Here is a 12,562-nt window from a genome sequence, read left to right as displayed (position 1 = left end):
ATTCGGCACGACTGACATACTAGGTTCCGCTTCTGCGGATGCAACAGCGGGCGGCGTTTGCGGATCGAATCGTGATCTGGTGCCGTGCTCACGGATCGAAGCCGATCTGGACGCCGTAGACGCGCTCACGCGGGCAATCCGGTTAATCCGTCTTCTGCAGAGTCGTCCGGCGTCGTACCGTGGAGGACGTGGACCTATCGTTCGTACGCGTTCCGACGCCACGCACACCGGTCCCCGACGACCAGGTGCTGGTCACCGGGGACATCAGCGACGAATGGACTTTCTCCACCGCGCACCTCGACGCCCACGCGCGGGAGCCGGTCAACGTCTCATACCGGACGACGCGCGTGCGCGAGGTCCACTGCGTGCAGGGCGTGCCGCTGCACGAGGTGCTCGCGAGGGTCGCGCTGCGCGTCGACGAGGCAGCAAGATGGACAAGCTCAGCTTCGTCGTGGCCGCGACCTCGCAGGACGGTTTTCGCGTCGTGCTGTCGTGGGCGGAGGTCGACCCGGAGTTCGGGTCGTGCTCGGCGTTGCTGGCGACCCGCTACAACGGCCGCAGGCTCACCCGGCCCACGCTGGTCACGCCGCGGGACGCCCGGTCGAGCCGGTACGTCCGCGACGTGGCGTGCATCGAGATCTCGCGCGTCGGCGTGCGGGCGGCGGCTACCCGCTGAAGCCGGCGAACAGGACGCTGGCGAGGCCCAGGCCGACCAGCAGGTTGAACACCGTGGCGCTGGCGAACACGCCGATCGGCTTCCACCCGGCCTCGCGCAGCGGCGCGACCCGGAACTCCAGGCCGATGGAGACGAACGCGAGGATCAGGAACAACGTGCGCAGGTCGTTGACCGTCGTGATCACCGCCTTGTCGCCGCCGGACTCCAGGAACACCGTCGCGATGACCGACGCCGCCAGGAACCCGAGCACGAACTTGGGGAAGCGCTCCCACAGCGCCCGGCCGCTGACCTTCGCGTCGCCGGTCCGCTCGACCTTCAGCGCGAAGTAGGCCGTCAGCGCCACCGCGACCACGCCGAGCAACGCGTTCTGCGTCGTCTTCACGATCGTGGCGATCTGCAGCGCCTCCTCACCGACCAGCGCGCCGGCCGCGCTCACCGCCGCCGTCGTGTCGATGTTGCCGCCGATCCACGCGCCCGCGACTGCCGACGGCAGCCCGAACGCGTCGACCAGCAGCGGGAGCACGAAGATCGACGGCAGCGCGAAGATGATGACGAGGCTCGCGGTGTAGGCGAGCTGCTCGCGCTTGGCCTGCACCGCGCCCGCCGCCGCGATCGCCGCGCTGACCCCGCAGATCGACACCGCCGACGACAGCAGCGCCCGCAGCTTCGGTTCCAGGCCGACCTTGCCGCCCAGCCACCACGTGAAGCCGAAGACCAGCGTGATCAGCAGGAAGGCCTGGGCGATCGCGGGACCCGCCGCCTTCACGATGACCGCGAAGTTGATCGACGCGCCCAGCAGCACCAGACCGGTCTTGATGAAGAACTCCGTGCGGAACCCCGCGGCGAGCCGGTCGCGGAAGCCGAGCCCGGTCAGTACCGCGTTTCCCAGCAGCCCCAGCAGGATCGCGTAGACGGGGTACTCGACGCTCTTGGCGATCCCGCCGAGCCAGGTGCCCTTGGTGAACACCGGCACGTTCTGCTCCAGGTACCGGGTCAGCCCGCCCAGCACCACGACGACCGCGATCCCGCCGACCGCCCACCACACCCCGGACCGCTGCCGCGCCTCGACTTCCGCCATCACGGCACCAGCCAGCCGGGCACGACCCCCGCCAGGACCAGGACCAGCAGCACCAGTCCGACGACCGTCGCCGCCCAGTCCTCGTTCACCGCGAGCCTGCGCTCGCGGCCGACGCCCTCTTCCGCGCTCATGCCCCGCCTCCGTCCACCTGGTGGTGGCGGCAATGGTCAGAGCAGCGGGGCGGGCGCGGCAAGGGCTCCCGCGATGTGGAACACCGGTGCGCGGCGACCGGCGCGGGCAGGCCGCTGACGGCGGGTCAGCTCCCCCGCTGCTCCAGCCGGAACTTGCCCGGCGCCGTGCCGAACACCCGCTTGAAGGCGTGGGAGAAGGCGAACTCCGAGGTGTAGCCGACCTGCCGCGCGACCGCGGCGAGCGGCGCCCGGCCGTCCCGCAGCAGCCGCGCGCCGGTGCTCAGCCGCCACCACGTCAGGTAGGCCATCGGGGACTGGCCGACGAGTGAGGTGAACCGGCGCGCGAACGCCGTCTTGGACAACCCGACCTCGGCGCCGAGATCCTCGACCGTCCACGGGTGCGCGGGCGCGCGGTGGATGTGCTGCAACGCCGTGGCCACCACCGGGTCCGTGAGCGCGACGCACCAGCCGCCGCGCGGGCCGTGGCGGGCGGCCTCCTCGTCGAGCCAGGCGCGCAGCAGGTAGACGAGCAGCAGGTCCATCAACGCGGGCAGTGCCGCGGCGGCGCCGGGACGTTCCTCGATCAGGTCGGCGCCGAGCAGGTCCACCGCGCTGCGCAACGCGGAGTGGTCGCCCAGGCGCGCGGGCAGGTGCACGACCTCGGGCAGCGTCCGGAGGAACGGGTGGGCCTGCCCGCGTTCGAGGCGGTAGGCCCCGCACAGCAGCTGCGCCTGTGCGGGACCGGGGTGGTCGGGCGGTCCTGTCTCCGGCGCCGGCGGGAGGTCCGCGATCGTCCTTTCCGGACTGTCGCTCATGCCGTGCACCGCGCCGTGCGGCAGGAACACGACGTCCCCCGCACCCAGCGCGACGGGAGCACCGGATGGCGGGATCAGCCAGCAGCCGCCTTCGAGGACCACGTGGAAGCCGGCGCCCGGATGGGGGCCGAACGCGTAGCCCCACGGCCCGCTCAGGCGGGACCGGGTGAACTTGGCGCGGCCCGCGCGGACCGTGGCGATCACATCGCTGAAGACATCCACCTCGACAGCCTACGGTCTTCACACGTATGAATCGGGTCTACTTCCGCATTGGAAACACCATGTCGCGTCCCTAGCGTTGAGGACGAACACCAACGCAACGAGGAGACGTGAACATGACCGCCTACGTCGTCATCGACTCGGACATCACCGACCCGGAGGGGTTCCAGGAGTACGTGGACAACGTCATGCCGTTGCTGGAGAAGGCCGGTGGGCGCAACATCCTGATGGACGACGACGCGCTCGTGCTGGAAGGCGACTGGACGCCGCCGTCGCTCGTGATCCACGAGTTCGCGGACAGGGCCGCGGTCCAGGCGTTCTGGGACTCGCCGGAGTACCAGCCGCTCAAGGAGCTGCGCCGCCGGTTCTCCCGCGTGAAGGTGGTGGTCGGCGAGACCGCCTGAGGCGGCCGGTCACCAAGGCGAGGCGGCACGGTCCGCCGATCCACAGTCCATTCCGGACTTCGGCCGCACGCCGGAGGCGCCGCACCCGGAAACGCGGCCGTGCCGGAGCAGTCGAGATGGCGGGGTACCGTCGTCACACGCATGGTCGAACGCTGAACCACGGCAATCCGGTCATCCGACGGCTTCGAAGTACAGGCGTGCTACTCGGACGAACGCGTGAGGCCAACCCGCACCTGGCGACCGGTGCCCACGCACTCGGGGCGTTGCCCGGAGAGGAACGGGACGAGTTCGAGGCACACCTGGACCGGTGCCGCGGCTGCGCGGAGGAGCTGTCCGGGTTGCAGGAGACCGCGGCCCGGCTCGCGGGCGCGGACGTGCGCGTCGCGCCGGACGCCCTGCGGCCGCAGGTGTTGCAGGCGGTCCACCACCTGCGGCAGGTGCCGCCGGTGACCGAGGTCGGTACCGCGATCTCACGGCGGCAGGGACTTCTGCGCGCGGCGGCACTGGTGTCGGCCGCGTGCGTCGCCGCCGCGGCGGTGGCCGGGGTGCACGGCGCGGTGACCGCGACCAGGATCAGCCCCGCGATCGCGCCCGCGCACACCCGGATCGGGGACCTGCTGGCCGCGCCGGACCTGCGGCTCGTGACGTCGGCACAGGCCGGGGGCACGGCGGCGGTGTCGAGCAGCCGCCACGAGATCCTGTTCCTGGCGGACGGTCTGCGGTCGTTGCCGGGAGACCGCGTCTACCAGCTGTGGCTGGTGGACGGCGACGGCCCGCGGTCGGCGGGCACCATGCGCCCGGCCGGCGCGACCACGTCGCTGCTCGTGCCGGCGACCGATGACGTCGAAGAGGTCGTTCTCACGGTCGAGCCGGTGCACGGGTCACCGAGCCCGACGAGCGCGCCTGTCGTGACGATCGCGCTCGCCTGAACGGACGGCAATCCGGTTCGGCCGGTGCGCCGAATCACCTCGGTGACCGACCACATCCTCGCCATCGGGTACGGCGACACCGGGCGGGACGCCGTGAACTCGGTGCTGGTCCTGCAACCGGACGCGTCGCTGACCGTGCTCGACACCGACCTGTTCGCCGTTCTCGAGGCCACGGCCAACGGCGCCACCGCGGTCCACGGGGACGCACGGGACAGATGCGTGCTCGACGAGGCCGCCGCCGACGCCGCCGACCGCGTCTTCATCGCGGTGCCGGACGACCTCAACGCCTACCTGATCACCAGGTCAGTGCGGACGGTCAACCCCGACGCCGTCATCATCGCCGTCATCCGGGAACCGGAGAACCACGCGCTGTTCCTGTCGTCGGGCGTGACGTCCGTCCACATCAGACATTCCGGCTGAGACGGCGAAATCCGGGAACAGCGGTGCTGTTCCCGGATTTCGCCCGCGATCGGATCAGGCGGTCGGCATGAGGACCGAGTCGATCAGGTAGACGGTCGCGTTGGCGGTCTTCACGCCGCCGCAGATGACGTTGGCGTCGTTGACCTTGATGGCGTTGCCGGAACCGGTGACCTTGACGGTGCCGGTCTCGACGGTCTTCTGGTCGCCGGCGATCTTGTCGGGCGAGATCTGGCCGGGGACGACGTGGTAGGTCAGGATCTTGGTGAGCAGGGCGTCGTCGGTCTTGAGCTTGTCGATCGTCGCGGCGTCGATCTTGGCGAACGCGGAGTCGACCGGCGCGAAGACGGTGAACTCGCCGCCGTTGAGGGTCGACACGAGGTTGACCTTCGGGTTGAGCTGGCCGGACACGGCCTGGACCAGCGTCTTGAGCAGCGGGTTGTTGCTCGCGGCGGTGGCGACCGGGTCGGCGGCCATGCCGGACACGGAACCGGCACCGGACGGGACCTGCTTCGCGTAGTCGGCACAGCCCGGGCCGACGAGGTTCGCGGCCGGGTCGGCCATCGCCGACGTCGACGGCGCCATCGAGGACGACGTCATAGGCGCGCTGCTGCTGGAGCCGCTGCTGGCCGTGTCACCCGAGCCGCACGCCGCGCCGAAGAGGGCGAGCGAGACGGCGCCGACGGACAGGACGGTGTTGCGGACGGTGTTCTTCATGAGGTGACATCTCCCAGATGTGGTTGAGCAGTTGTTACGGGTGATTCGCGGCCGGGTGGGACACGGATGGGTGCGGTTATCCATCTGTTACCAACGACTTCTCGAAATGCGGATGACCAGCACAAACGTTCACAACGTCTACTATGGACGGACGGGGTGCCGTCGGACGGCTAGCTCGCCACCGCGGTGAAGACCATCGAGTGCCAGCCGGTGGCGCCGTCCGGGATGGGAGCGGCGCGGTCGCTGGTCTGGGTGAGGCCGTTGCGGTCGGTGGCACGGCACTCGACGGTGTGGTTGCCCGGCGCCACGTCGAGCTCGATGCGCCACATCCGCCAGGTGTCGACGTTGACCTCGGTGCTCAGGCTCGCCTGCTGCCACGGTCCGCCGTCGACGCGGACCTCGACCTTGTCGATGCCGAGGTGCTGGGCCCACGCGATGCCCGCCGCGACGAACTTGCCGGCCGGTGCGCGTTCGAACGACTTCGGCCGGTCGATCCGCGACATCACCTTGACCGGGGCCTTCTTGCCCCAGCCGCGCTGCGCCCAGTACGGGTCGAACGCGTCGAAGGTGGTGAGCTCCATGTCCACCAGCCACTTCGTCGCCGAGACGTAGCCGTAGAGACCGGGCACGACCATGCGGACCGGGAAACCGCGTTCCAGCGGCAGCGGCTCGCCGTTCATGCCGAGCGCCAGCATGGCGTTCGATCCGGGTGCCATGATCGAGGAGACCGGGGTGCCGCACGTCCAGCCGTCCACGCTGCGGGTCGCGAGCTGGTCGGCGCCGTTCTTCACGCCCGCCTCGCGCAGCAGGTCGGCCAGGTCGATGCCGATGAAGTTCGTCGTCGAGATGTACGGGCCGCCGACCTCGTTCGACACGCACACGAGCGTGATGGTCTTCTCCACCAACGGGCGGCGCAGCAGGTCGTCGTAGGTCAGGACCAGCTCGTTGTCCACCATGCCGTGCACTCGCATCCGCCAGTCCTCCGCGCGCAGGCGCGGGATGCTGAGCGCGGTGTCGACCCGGTAGAACTTGTCGGGCGGCGTCAGGAAGCTCGGCGTGCCCTCGGCGGCGAAGTCGGCGTTGACCGGGATCTCCGGCGCCTTCGTCCCTGGCCGCAAGGTGATCCCGCGCCGGGAGGCCTCGACGTCCACCCGTCCGGCGAGCAGCTGTCCGCCCACCGCCGCGACACCGGCGCCCGCCGCGATCGCCGCGGTCGACACCAGGAACCGCCGGCGGCCAGGACCCTCAGCAGGAGCCTCAGCCGAAGCGCCGGCCGGAGTCTTGGTCGCGGCGCGGGACCACAACCAGCGGAACGCCACGACACCGACCACCAGACTCGCCAGCGGGGCGATTACCGACAACGTGCTCGTGGTCGGCCTGACCAGCACCGCGGCCACCCCGAGCAGGCCGAGCGCGCCCGCGATCGCGGTACCGGGCCACGGGCTGCGGCGCGACAGCAGTCCCGCCACCACGCCGACCAGCGCGAGCACGACCGCCATGCCGCCGAGCAGCACCAGCTTGTCGTTCTCCCCGAACGTGCGGACCGCGAAGTCCTTGAGCTGGTGGGGTGTCAGGTCGATCGCCGTGTTGCCGACCGCGAGGAACGGTGATGCCAGCGGGCTCACCAGCCCCGCGACGAGGTGTCCCGCCGCCAGCGCCGCGGCCACCGACACCAGGCCGATGAGGATGGATCGAGTTGCCTTCACACCCGGTGGTTCGGAAGCGACCGGCCACCGGATTGCTCACCGGCCGTCACCGCCCGAACGGGCGATGTGGCCGACGACGCCGGAGACCGGCACCGGCAGCGCGGGCCAGTCGCTGATGCGCAGCCACACCGTCGTGAACACGTTCAGGACGCCGCCCGTGGCGATGGCGACCGCAGGCCCCTCCGGCCGGGCCGCCGACCCACCGGACCCACTGCCCGGCTTGACGGACTGACGCGAGCCGAAGGGTGTCGCCGCGAATTGCGGGTACCCGCACCCGACGCACACGAGGCAGAGGAGCGCTGTTGTCACGGGACCAGGTCGTCGGACCGTCCGCGGCCGAGGCGGCCCTGTCCCCCGTCCACGCGCCTCGCCCCGAAATGCCGGACACTGTGCTCGGGCACGCGGAGGCCGTGCCGCGGACGTATCTGCCCGGACCGGACCTGCGGGAGGAAGCGGCCGCGTGACGGACATCGACGTTCAGACGACGGATCTCGCCGGCGTGGTGGTGGTGACGCCGGTAGGGCGGCTGGACCTCTCCACGTACCCCGCGTTGCGCGACGAGCTGCTCGGGCACGCTGCGGGCGTGCCGCTCGCGATCGTCGTGCGACTCGGCCCGGACTTCCAGTCCGCGAGCCAGGCCATGCTCTCCGTCTTCGCCACGGTCTGGGCGCGGATCCGCCAGTGGCCGGGCGTGCCGTTGGTGCTCGTCGCCGAGACCGACGAACACCACCACGACCTGCGGTGCAACGGCGTGGTCCGCCGCGTGGCGACCTCGACCGACCTGGCGTCCGCCCTCGAGCTCGCCGATCGGTCGCCCCGGTGGCGTCGCCGGTGCGCGACGCTGCCGAAGTCGCTGATCGCCGCGTTGGTCGCCCGCGAGGAGGTCCGCGACGCCTGCGCCGAGTGGGACCTGCCCGTCCTGCTGGACGACGCGCTGCTCGTCGTGAGCGAGCTGGTGGAGAACGCGGTCCGGCACTCCGGCTCGGAACCGGTGCTGCGCATCGAGCTGCGGCCCACCGGCCTCTCCCTCTCGGTCAGCGACGACAACCCGGATCTCCCGGTCCGGTCCGCGGGACCCGGTCACCGGGGGCTGGAGCTGGTCGACCGGACGTGCGCCGTCTGGGGCACCATCCCCTCGTTCGGCGGCGGCAAGGTCGTGTGGGCCGTGCTCGCGCTCGGGCGAAGACCCTAGGTTCGCCCCAACCCCTGCTTCGACGGTGTTCCGCGCCACCGGACGAGCTGGATCGGCCCGCCGTCACGGCAACGTCGGCAGGTACCCCGGCGCCCGGCGCGCCCGCGTCGCCTCCTCGAACGCCGCCGCGAACCGCAGCAGCTCACCGTCCGCCCCGCGCGCCCCGGTGAACGACACGCCGAGCGGCAACGGCCCCGCGAACCCCGCCGGGACGGACACGTTCGGGTGGCCGCCGACCGCCGCGGGCATCGCCGTGCGCGGCCCTGCCGGGTCGGCGCCGCGGGCCGGCCACGAGGGGCCGTTCGTGGGGGCCATGACCACGTCGAGGCGCTCACCCGTGAGCAGGTCGTCCAGGCAGCGGTGGGCCAGGTCGGTCGCGGTGGCGCGCTGGTCGCGGTAGGCGGGGTCGGTGAGCGGGCGGGCCTTGGCGGCGTCGTGGAGGAGCTCCTGGCCAAACAGGCTCAGCTCCACCGGGTCGGCCTCGTTGAGCTCGATCAGCTCGCGGATCGTGCGGGGCGCGCCGGACCGGGTGCGGAGGTACTGCTCCAGGTCGTGCCGGAACTCCACGAGCATCGCGGGCCGGTCGGTCGCGTACACCTGGTCCAGGTGCTGCGGTTCGACGTCGACGACGGTCGCGCCGTGCTGGCGGAGCACGGCGACGGCCGAGTCGAGGACCCGGTCGACGTCGTCGTCGAACCCCGGCTTGCGCCACACGCCGACCCGCGCGCCCCGCAGGGTGCCCGGGGTGAAGCCGTAGGGGCTGCCCTCCAGGGCGGCCACCAGGAGCGCGGCGTCCACGACGTGCCGGGCCAGCGGGCCCGCGGTGTCGCGGAGCGCGGTGATCGGCACGATGCCGGCGTTGCTGACGCGGCCGGGCGTCGGTTTGAAGCCCACGACGCCCGAGTGGCCCGCCGGGGACACGATCGAACCGTTGGTCTCGGTGCCGACGGCGACCTGGGCCAGCGACGCGGCGACCGCCACGGCCGAGCCGGACGACGAGCCGCACGGGGTGCGGTCCAGCACGTGCGCGTTGACCGTCTGCCCGCCGACGGCGGACCAGCCCGACGTGGCCCACGGCGAGCGGAAGTTGCCCCACTCCGTCATGTTCGTCTTGCCCAGCACGACGGCTCCCGCCGACCGCAGCCGCGTCACCAGCTCCGCGTCCTCGCGCGGCGGCACCGGCAGGGCGCGCGACCCGGCGGTGGTGGCGAGGCCGGCGGTGTCGATGTTGTCCTTGAGCAGCACGGGGATGCCGTCCAGCGGGCCGCGCGACCGGCCGAGTGCCCGCCTGCGGTCGCTCTCCTCCGCTTGGCGCGACGCGGTGGGGTCGACGGCGACGACCGCCTTCAGCACCGTGTCCAGCTCGGCGATGCGGGCGAGGTAGGCGCTGGTCAGGGCGGCCGAGGTGAGCGAGCCGTCGGCCATGCGCCGCCCGAGCGACGGGATCGTCGCCCGGTCGAGGTCGGCCGCCAGGAGTTCCATGGGTCCATTGCCGGGTTCCCCGCCGGGCCGCGTCAACCGGCGTCCGGGCGAGAGTGCTCGTGGTCTTGCTCACACGCGACGCTGACCACAGGAGGAACGTGGTCATCGGCGTTCGGGGTAACCGGAAGGGAACTTGACAGCCGAACACCGAGGAGACGCCATGTGCGGGATCGCCGGTGAGATCGTCACCGACGGAACGGGCCGTCCGGACCTCGGCGCGGTGGAGCGCATGACGCGGTCCATGTGGACGCGCGGACCGGACGGCGCCGGCCAGTGGTCGCAGGGACGAGTGGCGCTGGGCCACCGGAGACTCTCGATCATCGACCTGTCCGACGCCGGTGCGCAGCCGATGGCCGACGACGAGCTGGGGCTCGCGGTGGCGTTCAACGGGTGCATCTACAACCACGAGGAACTGCGCGCGGAGCTCTCCGGCCGGTACACCTTCCGCTCGACGAGCGACACGGAGGTGATCCTCAAGGCCTACGACCACTGGGGCGACGGCTTCGTCGAGCACCTCGTCGGCATGTTCGCGATCGCGCTGGTGGACCGGCGCCGCGACCGGGTGCTGCTGGTCAGGGACCGGCTCGGCATCAAGCCGCTCTACGTCGCGCAGGTGCGCGGCCGGACGCGGTTCGCCTCCACCCTGCCCGCGCTGCTCGCGGGCGGCGGCGTCGACACCGAGCTCGACCCCGTCGGCCTGCACCACTACCTGACCTGGCACTCCATCGTGCCCGCGCCGCACACGGTGCTGCGCGGCGTGCGCAAGCTGCCGCCCGCGACGATCCGGGTGTTCGAGGGCGGGCAGGCGCCCCGCGACCACGTGTACTGGCAGCCGTCCTACACGCGCCGCCCCGAGCACGAGGGCTGGACCGCGCAGGACTGGCAGCAGGCGGTGCGCGACGCGTTGCAGGTCGCGGTGCGGCGGCGCACGGTGTCCGACGTCGAGGTGGGCGTGCTGCTCTCCGGCGGCCTCGACTCGAGCCTGCTGGTCGCGCTGCTCGGCGAGGAGGGACAGCGGCCGAGCACCTTCAGCATCGGCTTCACCGGCCGCGACGGCGTGGAGGGCGACGAGTTCGTCTACTCCGACGCGGTCGCGCAGAAGTTCGGCACCGACCACCACCAGATCCGCATCGACGACGCGGAGATCGCCACCGCGGTCGAGCACACCGTCGGGTCGATGAGCGAACCGATGGGCAGCCACGACGTCACGGCGTTCCACCTGGTGTGCCGCGAAGTGTCGCAGCACGTCAAGGTCGTGCAGTGCGGTCAGGGCGCCGACGAGGTGTTCGCCGGCTACCGCTACCACCAGCCGGCCGCCGGCGCGGCCCGGCGCGAGGCCGCCGACGTGTTCCGCGAGGCGTTCCACGACCTGGAGCACGACGACCTGGCCGACGTGCTGGAACCGCACTGGCTCGCCGGCCGCGACGTCAGCACCGACCTGGTCACCCGGCACCTGCGGGCGGCGGGCGCGGACACGGCGCTCGACGCCGTCCTACGGACCGACACGCACCTGCTGATGCCCGACGACCCGGTGAAGCGGGTCGACAACATGGCGATGGCGTGGGGCGTCGAGGCGCGCGTGCCGTTCCTGGACCAGGACCTGGTGGAACTGGTCGCCGCCTGCCCGCCGGAGTTCAAGACGGGTCAGGACGGCAAGGGCATCCTCAAGGACATCGGCCGCGACGTGCTGCCGCTGGACGTCGTCGACCGCAAGAAGGGCTACTTCCCCGTTCCCGCCCTCACCCGGCTGGACGGCGACGTGCTCGCCCTGCTGCGCTCGACCATGAGCTCACCCGCCGCCCGGCGGCGCGGGGTCCTGCGCCGCGACTACGTCGACGCCCTGCTCGCCGACCCGAACGGCCGCGCCACCAAGGCTGGCGGCAACGAGCTGTGGCACCTGGGCGTGCTGGAGATGTGGTTGCAGCAGCACGGCATCGGCTGACCGGAGCGCGTGCGCCCGGCGGTGGCCGGCCGACCGTCCCAACCGGACGAACTTGATCGATTGGCCGCACCACCGCCGGGTACTCCCGATGCATGGCAACAGAGGACATGACCCCGGACGGCGACCTCGAGTCCTACGCGCCGCCGCAGGACACGGGCTCGCCCGACTCCGTCGAGACCGACCCGGCCGCCCTCAACAGCGCGGAGGACCTCGACGAGGACCGCCTCAAGCTCGACCCCCTCGAAGCGGGCATGGACCCGCCCGAGCGGTGGAGCGGCGTGGACAAGTACGGCATGACGCCGTACGAGGAAGCGCACGCCCGTCCGCTCGACGACCGGCTCGCCGAGGAACAGCCGGACGTCCCGGTCACGCCGGACCCGCTGGACGAGGAGGCGGAGGCCGAGGCCGCCGAACGCGGGCAGCTCGCGGACGAACCCGGTGGCTCGGTCGCGAGCGCGGCCCGCACGCCGGACGAGCCGATCTGACCCGAGCCGATCCGACCTGGGCCGGGTTCACCGGCCCAGGTCGGCAGGTATGGCAGTCCGCAGGCCGTGGCGAGTGTGAACCGGGGTGTTCACGGGTAACCGCGCGCGACATACCCCGCCGTCCGGCTCCGAAGGGGCACCATGACCACGCTCAGCACCGCTCCGGTCGTCACCCGGCCGGCCGCGTCCCCGGACACCCCGCCGATCGAGCGGGCGAACTGCCGGGCTGTGCGGTACGCCGTCGACCTGCTGGGTCTGGCCGGCGTCGTGGCGGGTTCGGTGACGAACACGTTCACGCTGGTCTTCGGCGGCGCGGTGGTCCTGCTGGCCGGGACGTGCCTGCACGCGTCGTCGCGGACCGGCTCGCGG

15 protein-coding genes and 1 pseudogene are annotated in these 12,562 nt (G+C 71.9%); 9 read left to right on the top strand and 7 right to left on the bottom strand.

The genetic code is table 11. The features are described 5' to 3' along the window. The first annotated feature begins 430 nt into the window (after positions 1–430). Positions 431–676, top strand: a complete 246-nt coding sequence (locus VF330_RS03560; RefSeq protein WP_330850029.1) for a hypothetical protein — start codon at positions 431–433, stop codon at positions 674–676. Here VF330_RS03560 and VF330_RS03555 read toward each other — a convergent pair. The 3 genes from VF330_RS03555 to VF330_RS03545 form a co-directional block, all read right to left on the bottom strand. After that, positions 666–1,754: a YeiH family protein gene (locus VF330_RS03555; protein WP_330850028.1), complete on the bottom strand. Its 1,089-nt coding sequence runs from the start codon at positions 1,752–1,754 to the stop codon at positions 666–668. The two genes, VF330_RS03560 and VF330_RS03555, sit on opposite strands and share 11 nt — an antisense overlap. Next, positions 1,754–1,885 (bottom strand): hypothetical protein, encoded by a 132-nt coding sequence (locus tag VF330_RS03550; protein WP_330850027.1) that lies wholly within the window; start codon positions 1,883–1,885, stop codon positions 1,754–1,756. Before VF330_RS03550 ends, VF330_RS03555 begins: the two co-directional genes overlap by 1 nt. A 125-nt stretch (positions 1,886–2,010) precedes the next feature. Further along, entirely contained in the window at positions 2,011–2,922 is a 912-nt protein-coding gene (locus tag VF330_RS03545; RefSeq protein WP_330850026.1) for an AraC family transcriptional regulator, read from the bottom strand. A 113-nt stretch (positions 2,923–3,035) separates the two neighbouring features. Here VF330_RS03545 and VF330_RS03540 point away from each other — a divergent pair, with 113 nt between their 5' ends. The 3 genes from VF330_RS03540 to VF330_RS03530 all read left to right on the top strand — a co-directional run bounded on the left by VF330_RS03540 (position 3,036) and on the right by VF330_RS03530 (position 4,672). Further along, a complete protein-coding gene (locus VF330_RS03540) occupies positions 3,036–3,323 on the top strand; it encodes a DUF1330 domain-containing protein (protein ID WP_330850025.1) in 288 nt (95 codons plus the stop codon). Between the two features lie 197 nt (positions 3,324–3,520). Further along, positions 3,521–4,252 (top strand): anti-sigma factor, encoded by a 732-nt coding sequence (locus tag VF330_RS03535; RefSeq protein ID WP_330850024.1) that lies wholly within the window; start codon positions 3,521–3,523, stop codon positions 4,250–4,252. 42 nt (positions 4,253–4,294) lie between these two features. Further along, complete coding sequence (locus VF330_RS03530) at positions 4,295–4,672, top strand: NAD-binding protein (protein WP_330850023.1); 378 nt, start codon at positions 4,295–4,297, stop codon at positions 4,670–4,672. A 54-nt stretch (positions 4,673–4,726) separates the two neighbouring features. Here the strand turns inward: VF330_RS03530 and VF330_RS03525 are convergent, their stop codons facing one another. The 3 genes from VF330_RS03525 to VF330_RS03515 form a co-directional block, all read right to left on the bottom strand. Further along, positions 4,727–5,386 carry a fasciclin domain-containing protein gene (locus tag VF330_RS03525; RefSeq protein ID WP_330850022.1) on the bottom strand — a complete coding sequence of 220 codons (660 nt, stop codon included), beginning with the start codon at positions 5,384–5,386 and terminating at the stop codon, positions 4,727–4,729. 170 nt (positions 5,387–5,556) lie between these two features. After that, positions 5,557–7,092: a molybdopterin-dependent oxidoreductase gene (locus VF330_RS03520; protein ID WP_330850021.1), complete on the bottom strand. Its 1,536-nt coding sequence runs from the start codon at positions 7,090–7,092 to the stop codon at positions 5,557–5,559. A gap of 36 nt (positions 7,093–7,128) precedes the next feature. After that, a complete protein-coding gene (locus tag VF330_RS03515; RefSeq protein WP_330850020.1) occupies positions 7,129–7,401 on the bottom strand; it encodes a hypothetical protein in 273 nt (90 codons plus the stop codon). On the opposite strand from VF330_RS03515, the gene VF330_RS03510 reads away from it, so the two are divergent. Continuing rightward, positions 7,395–7,556 carry a hypothetical protein gene (locus tag VF330_RS03510; protein WP_330850019.1) on the top strand — a complete coding sequence of 54 codons (162 nt, stop codon included), beginning with the start codon at positions 7,395–7,397 and terminating at the stop codon, positions 7,554–7,556. The genes VF330_RS03515 and VF330_RS03510 overlap by 7 nt on opposite strands. Further along, positions 7,553–8,284, top strand: coding sequence for an ATP-binding protein (locus tag VF330_RS03505; RefSeq protein WP_330850018.1), 732 nt, complete (start codon positions 7,553–7,555; stop codon positions 8,282–8,284). The genes VF330_RS03510 and VF330_RS03505 overlap by 4 nt, the downstream gene beginning before the upstream one ends. Positions 8,285–8,347: 63 nt before the next feature. On the opposite strand, the gene VF330_RS03500 is transcribed toward VF330_RS03505, so the two are convergent. Beyond that, positions 8,348–9,766: an amidase family protein gene (locus VF330_RS03500; protein ID WP_330850017.1), complete on the bottom strand. Its 1,419-nt coding sequence runs from the start codon at positions 9,764–9,766 to the stop codon at positions 8,348–8,350. 160 nt (positions 9,767–9,926) lie between these two features. Here VF330_RS03500 and VF330_RS03495 point away from each other — a divergent pair, with 160 nt between their 5' ends. The 3 genes and pseudogenes from VF330_RS03495 to VF330_RS03485 form a co-directional block, all read left to right on the top strand. Further along, positions 9,927–11,708: an N-acetylglutaminylglutamine amidotransferase gene (locus tag VF330_RS03495; protein WP_330850016.1), complete on the top strand. Its 1,782-nt coding sequence runs from the start codon at positions 9,927–9,929 to the stop codon at positions 11,706–11,708. Between the two features lie 92 nt (positions 11,709–11,800). After that, complete coding sequence (locus VF330_RS03490) at positions 11,801–12,193, top strand: hypothetical protein (RefSeq protein ID WP_414675327.1); 393 nt, start codon at positions 11,801–11,803, stop codon at positions 12,191–12,193. Between the two features lie 141 nt (positions 12,194–12,334). Further along, positions 12,335–12,562 (top strand): annotated as a pseudogene (locus tag VF330_RS03485) (hypothetical protein); the annotation flags it as partial.

It is taken from the genome of Lentzea sp. (assembly GCF_036380075.1).
Taxonomy (GTDB): domain Bacteria; phylum Actinomycetota; class Actinomycetes; order Mycobacteriales; family Pseudonocardiaceae; genus Lentzea.
This window is presented reverse-complemented; position numbering and strand designations above follow the sequence as displayed.

Excerpts from the sequence above, each read along its gene's own strand:
- VF330_RS03560 (WP_330850029.1), top strand. The coding sequence starts at position 431 with ATGGACAAGCTCAGCTTCGTCGTGGCCGCGACCTCGCAGGACGGTTTT.
- VF330_RS03555 (WP_330850028.1), bottom strand. The coding sequence starts at position 1,754 with ATGGCGGAAGTCGAGGCGCGGCAGCGGTCCGGGGTGTGGTGGGCGGTC.
- VF330_RS03550 (WP_330850027.1), bottom strand. The coding sequence starts at position 1,885 with ATGAGCGCGGAAGAGGGCGTCGGCCGCGAGCGCAGGCTCGCGGTGAAC.
- VF330_RS03540 (WP_330850025.1), top strand. The coding sequence starts at position 3,036 with ATGACCGCCTACGTCGTCATCGACTCGGACATCACCGACCCGGAGGGG.
- VF330_RS03525 (WP_330850022.1), bottom strand. The coding sequence starts at position 5,386 with ATGAAGAACACCGTCCGCAACACCGTCCTGTCCGTCGGCGCCGTCTCG.
- VF330_RS03500 (WP_330850017.1), bottom strand. The coding sequence starts at position 9,766 with ATGGAACTCCTGGCGGCCGACCTCGACCGGGCGACGATCCCGTCGCTC.
- VF330_RS03495 (WP_330850016.1), top strand. The coding sequence starts at position 9,927 with ATGTGCGGGATCGCCGGTGAGATCGTCACCGACGGAACGGGCCGTCCG.
- VF330_RS03490 (WP_414675327.1), top strand. The coding sequence starts at position 11,801 with ATGGCAACAGAGGACATGACCCCGGACGGCGACCTCGAGTCCTACGCG.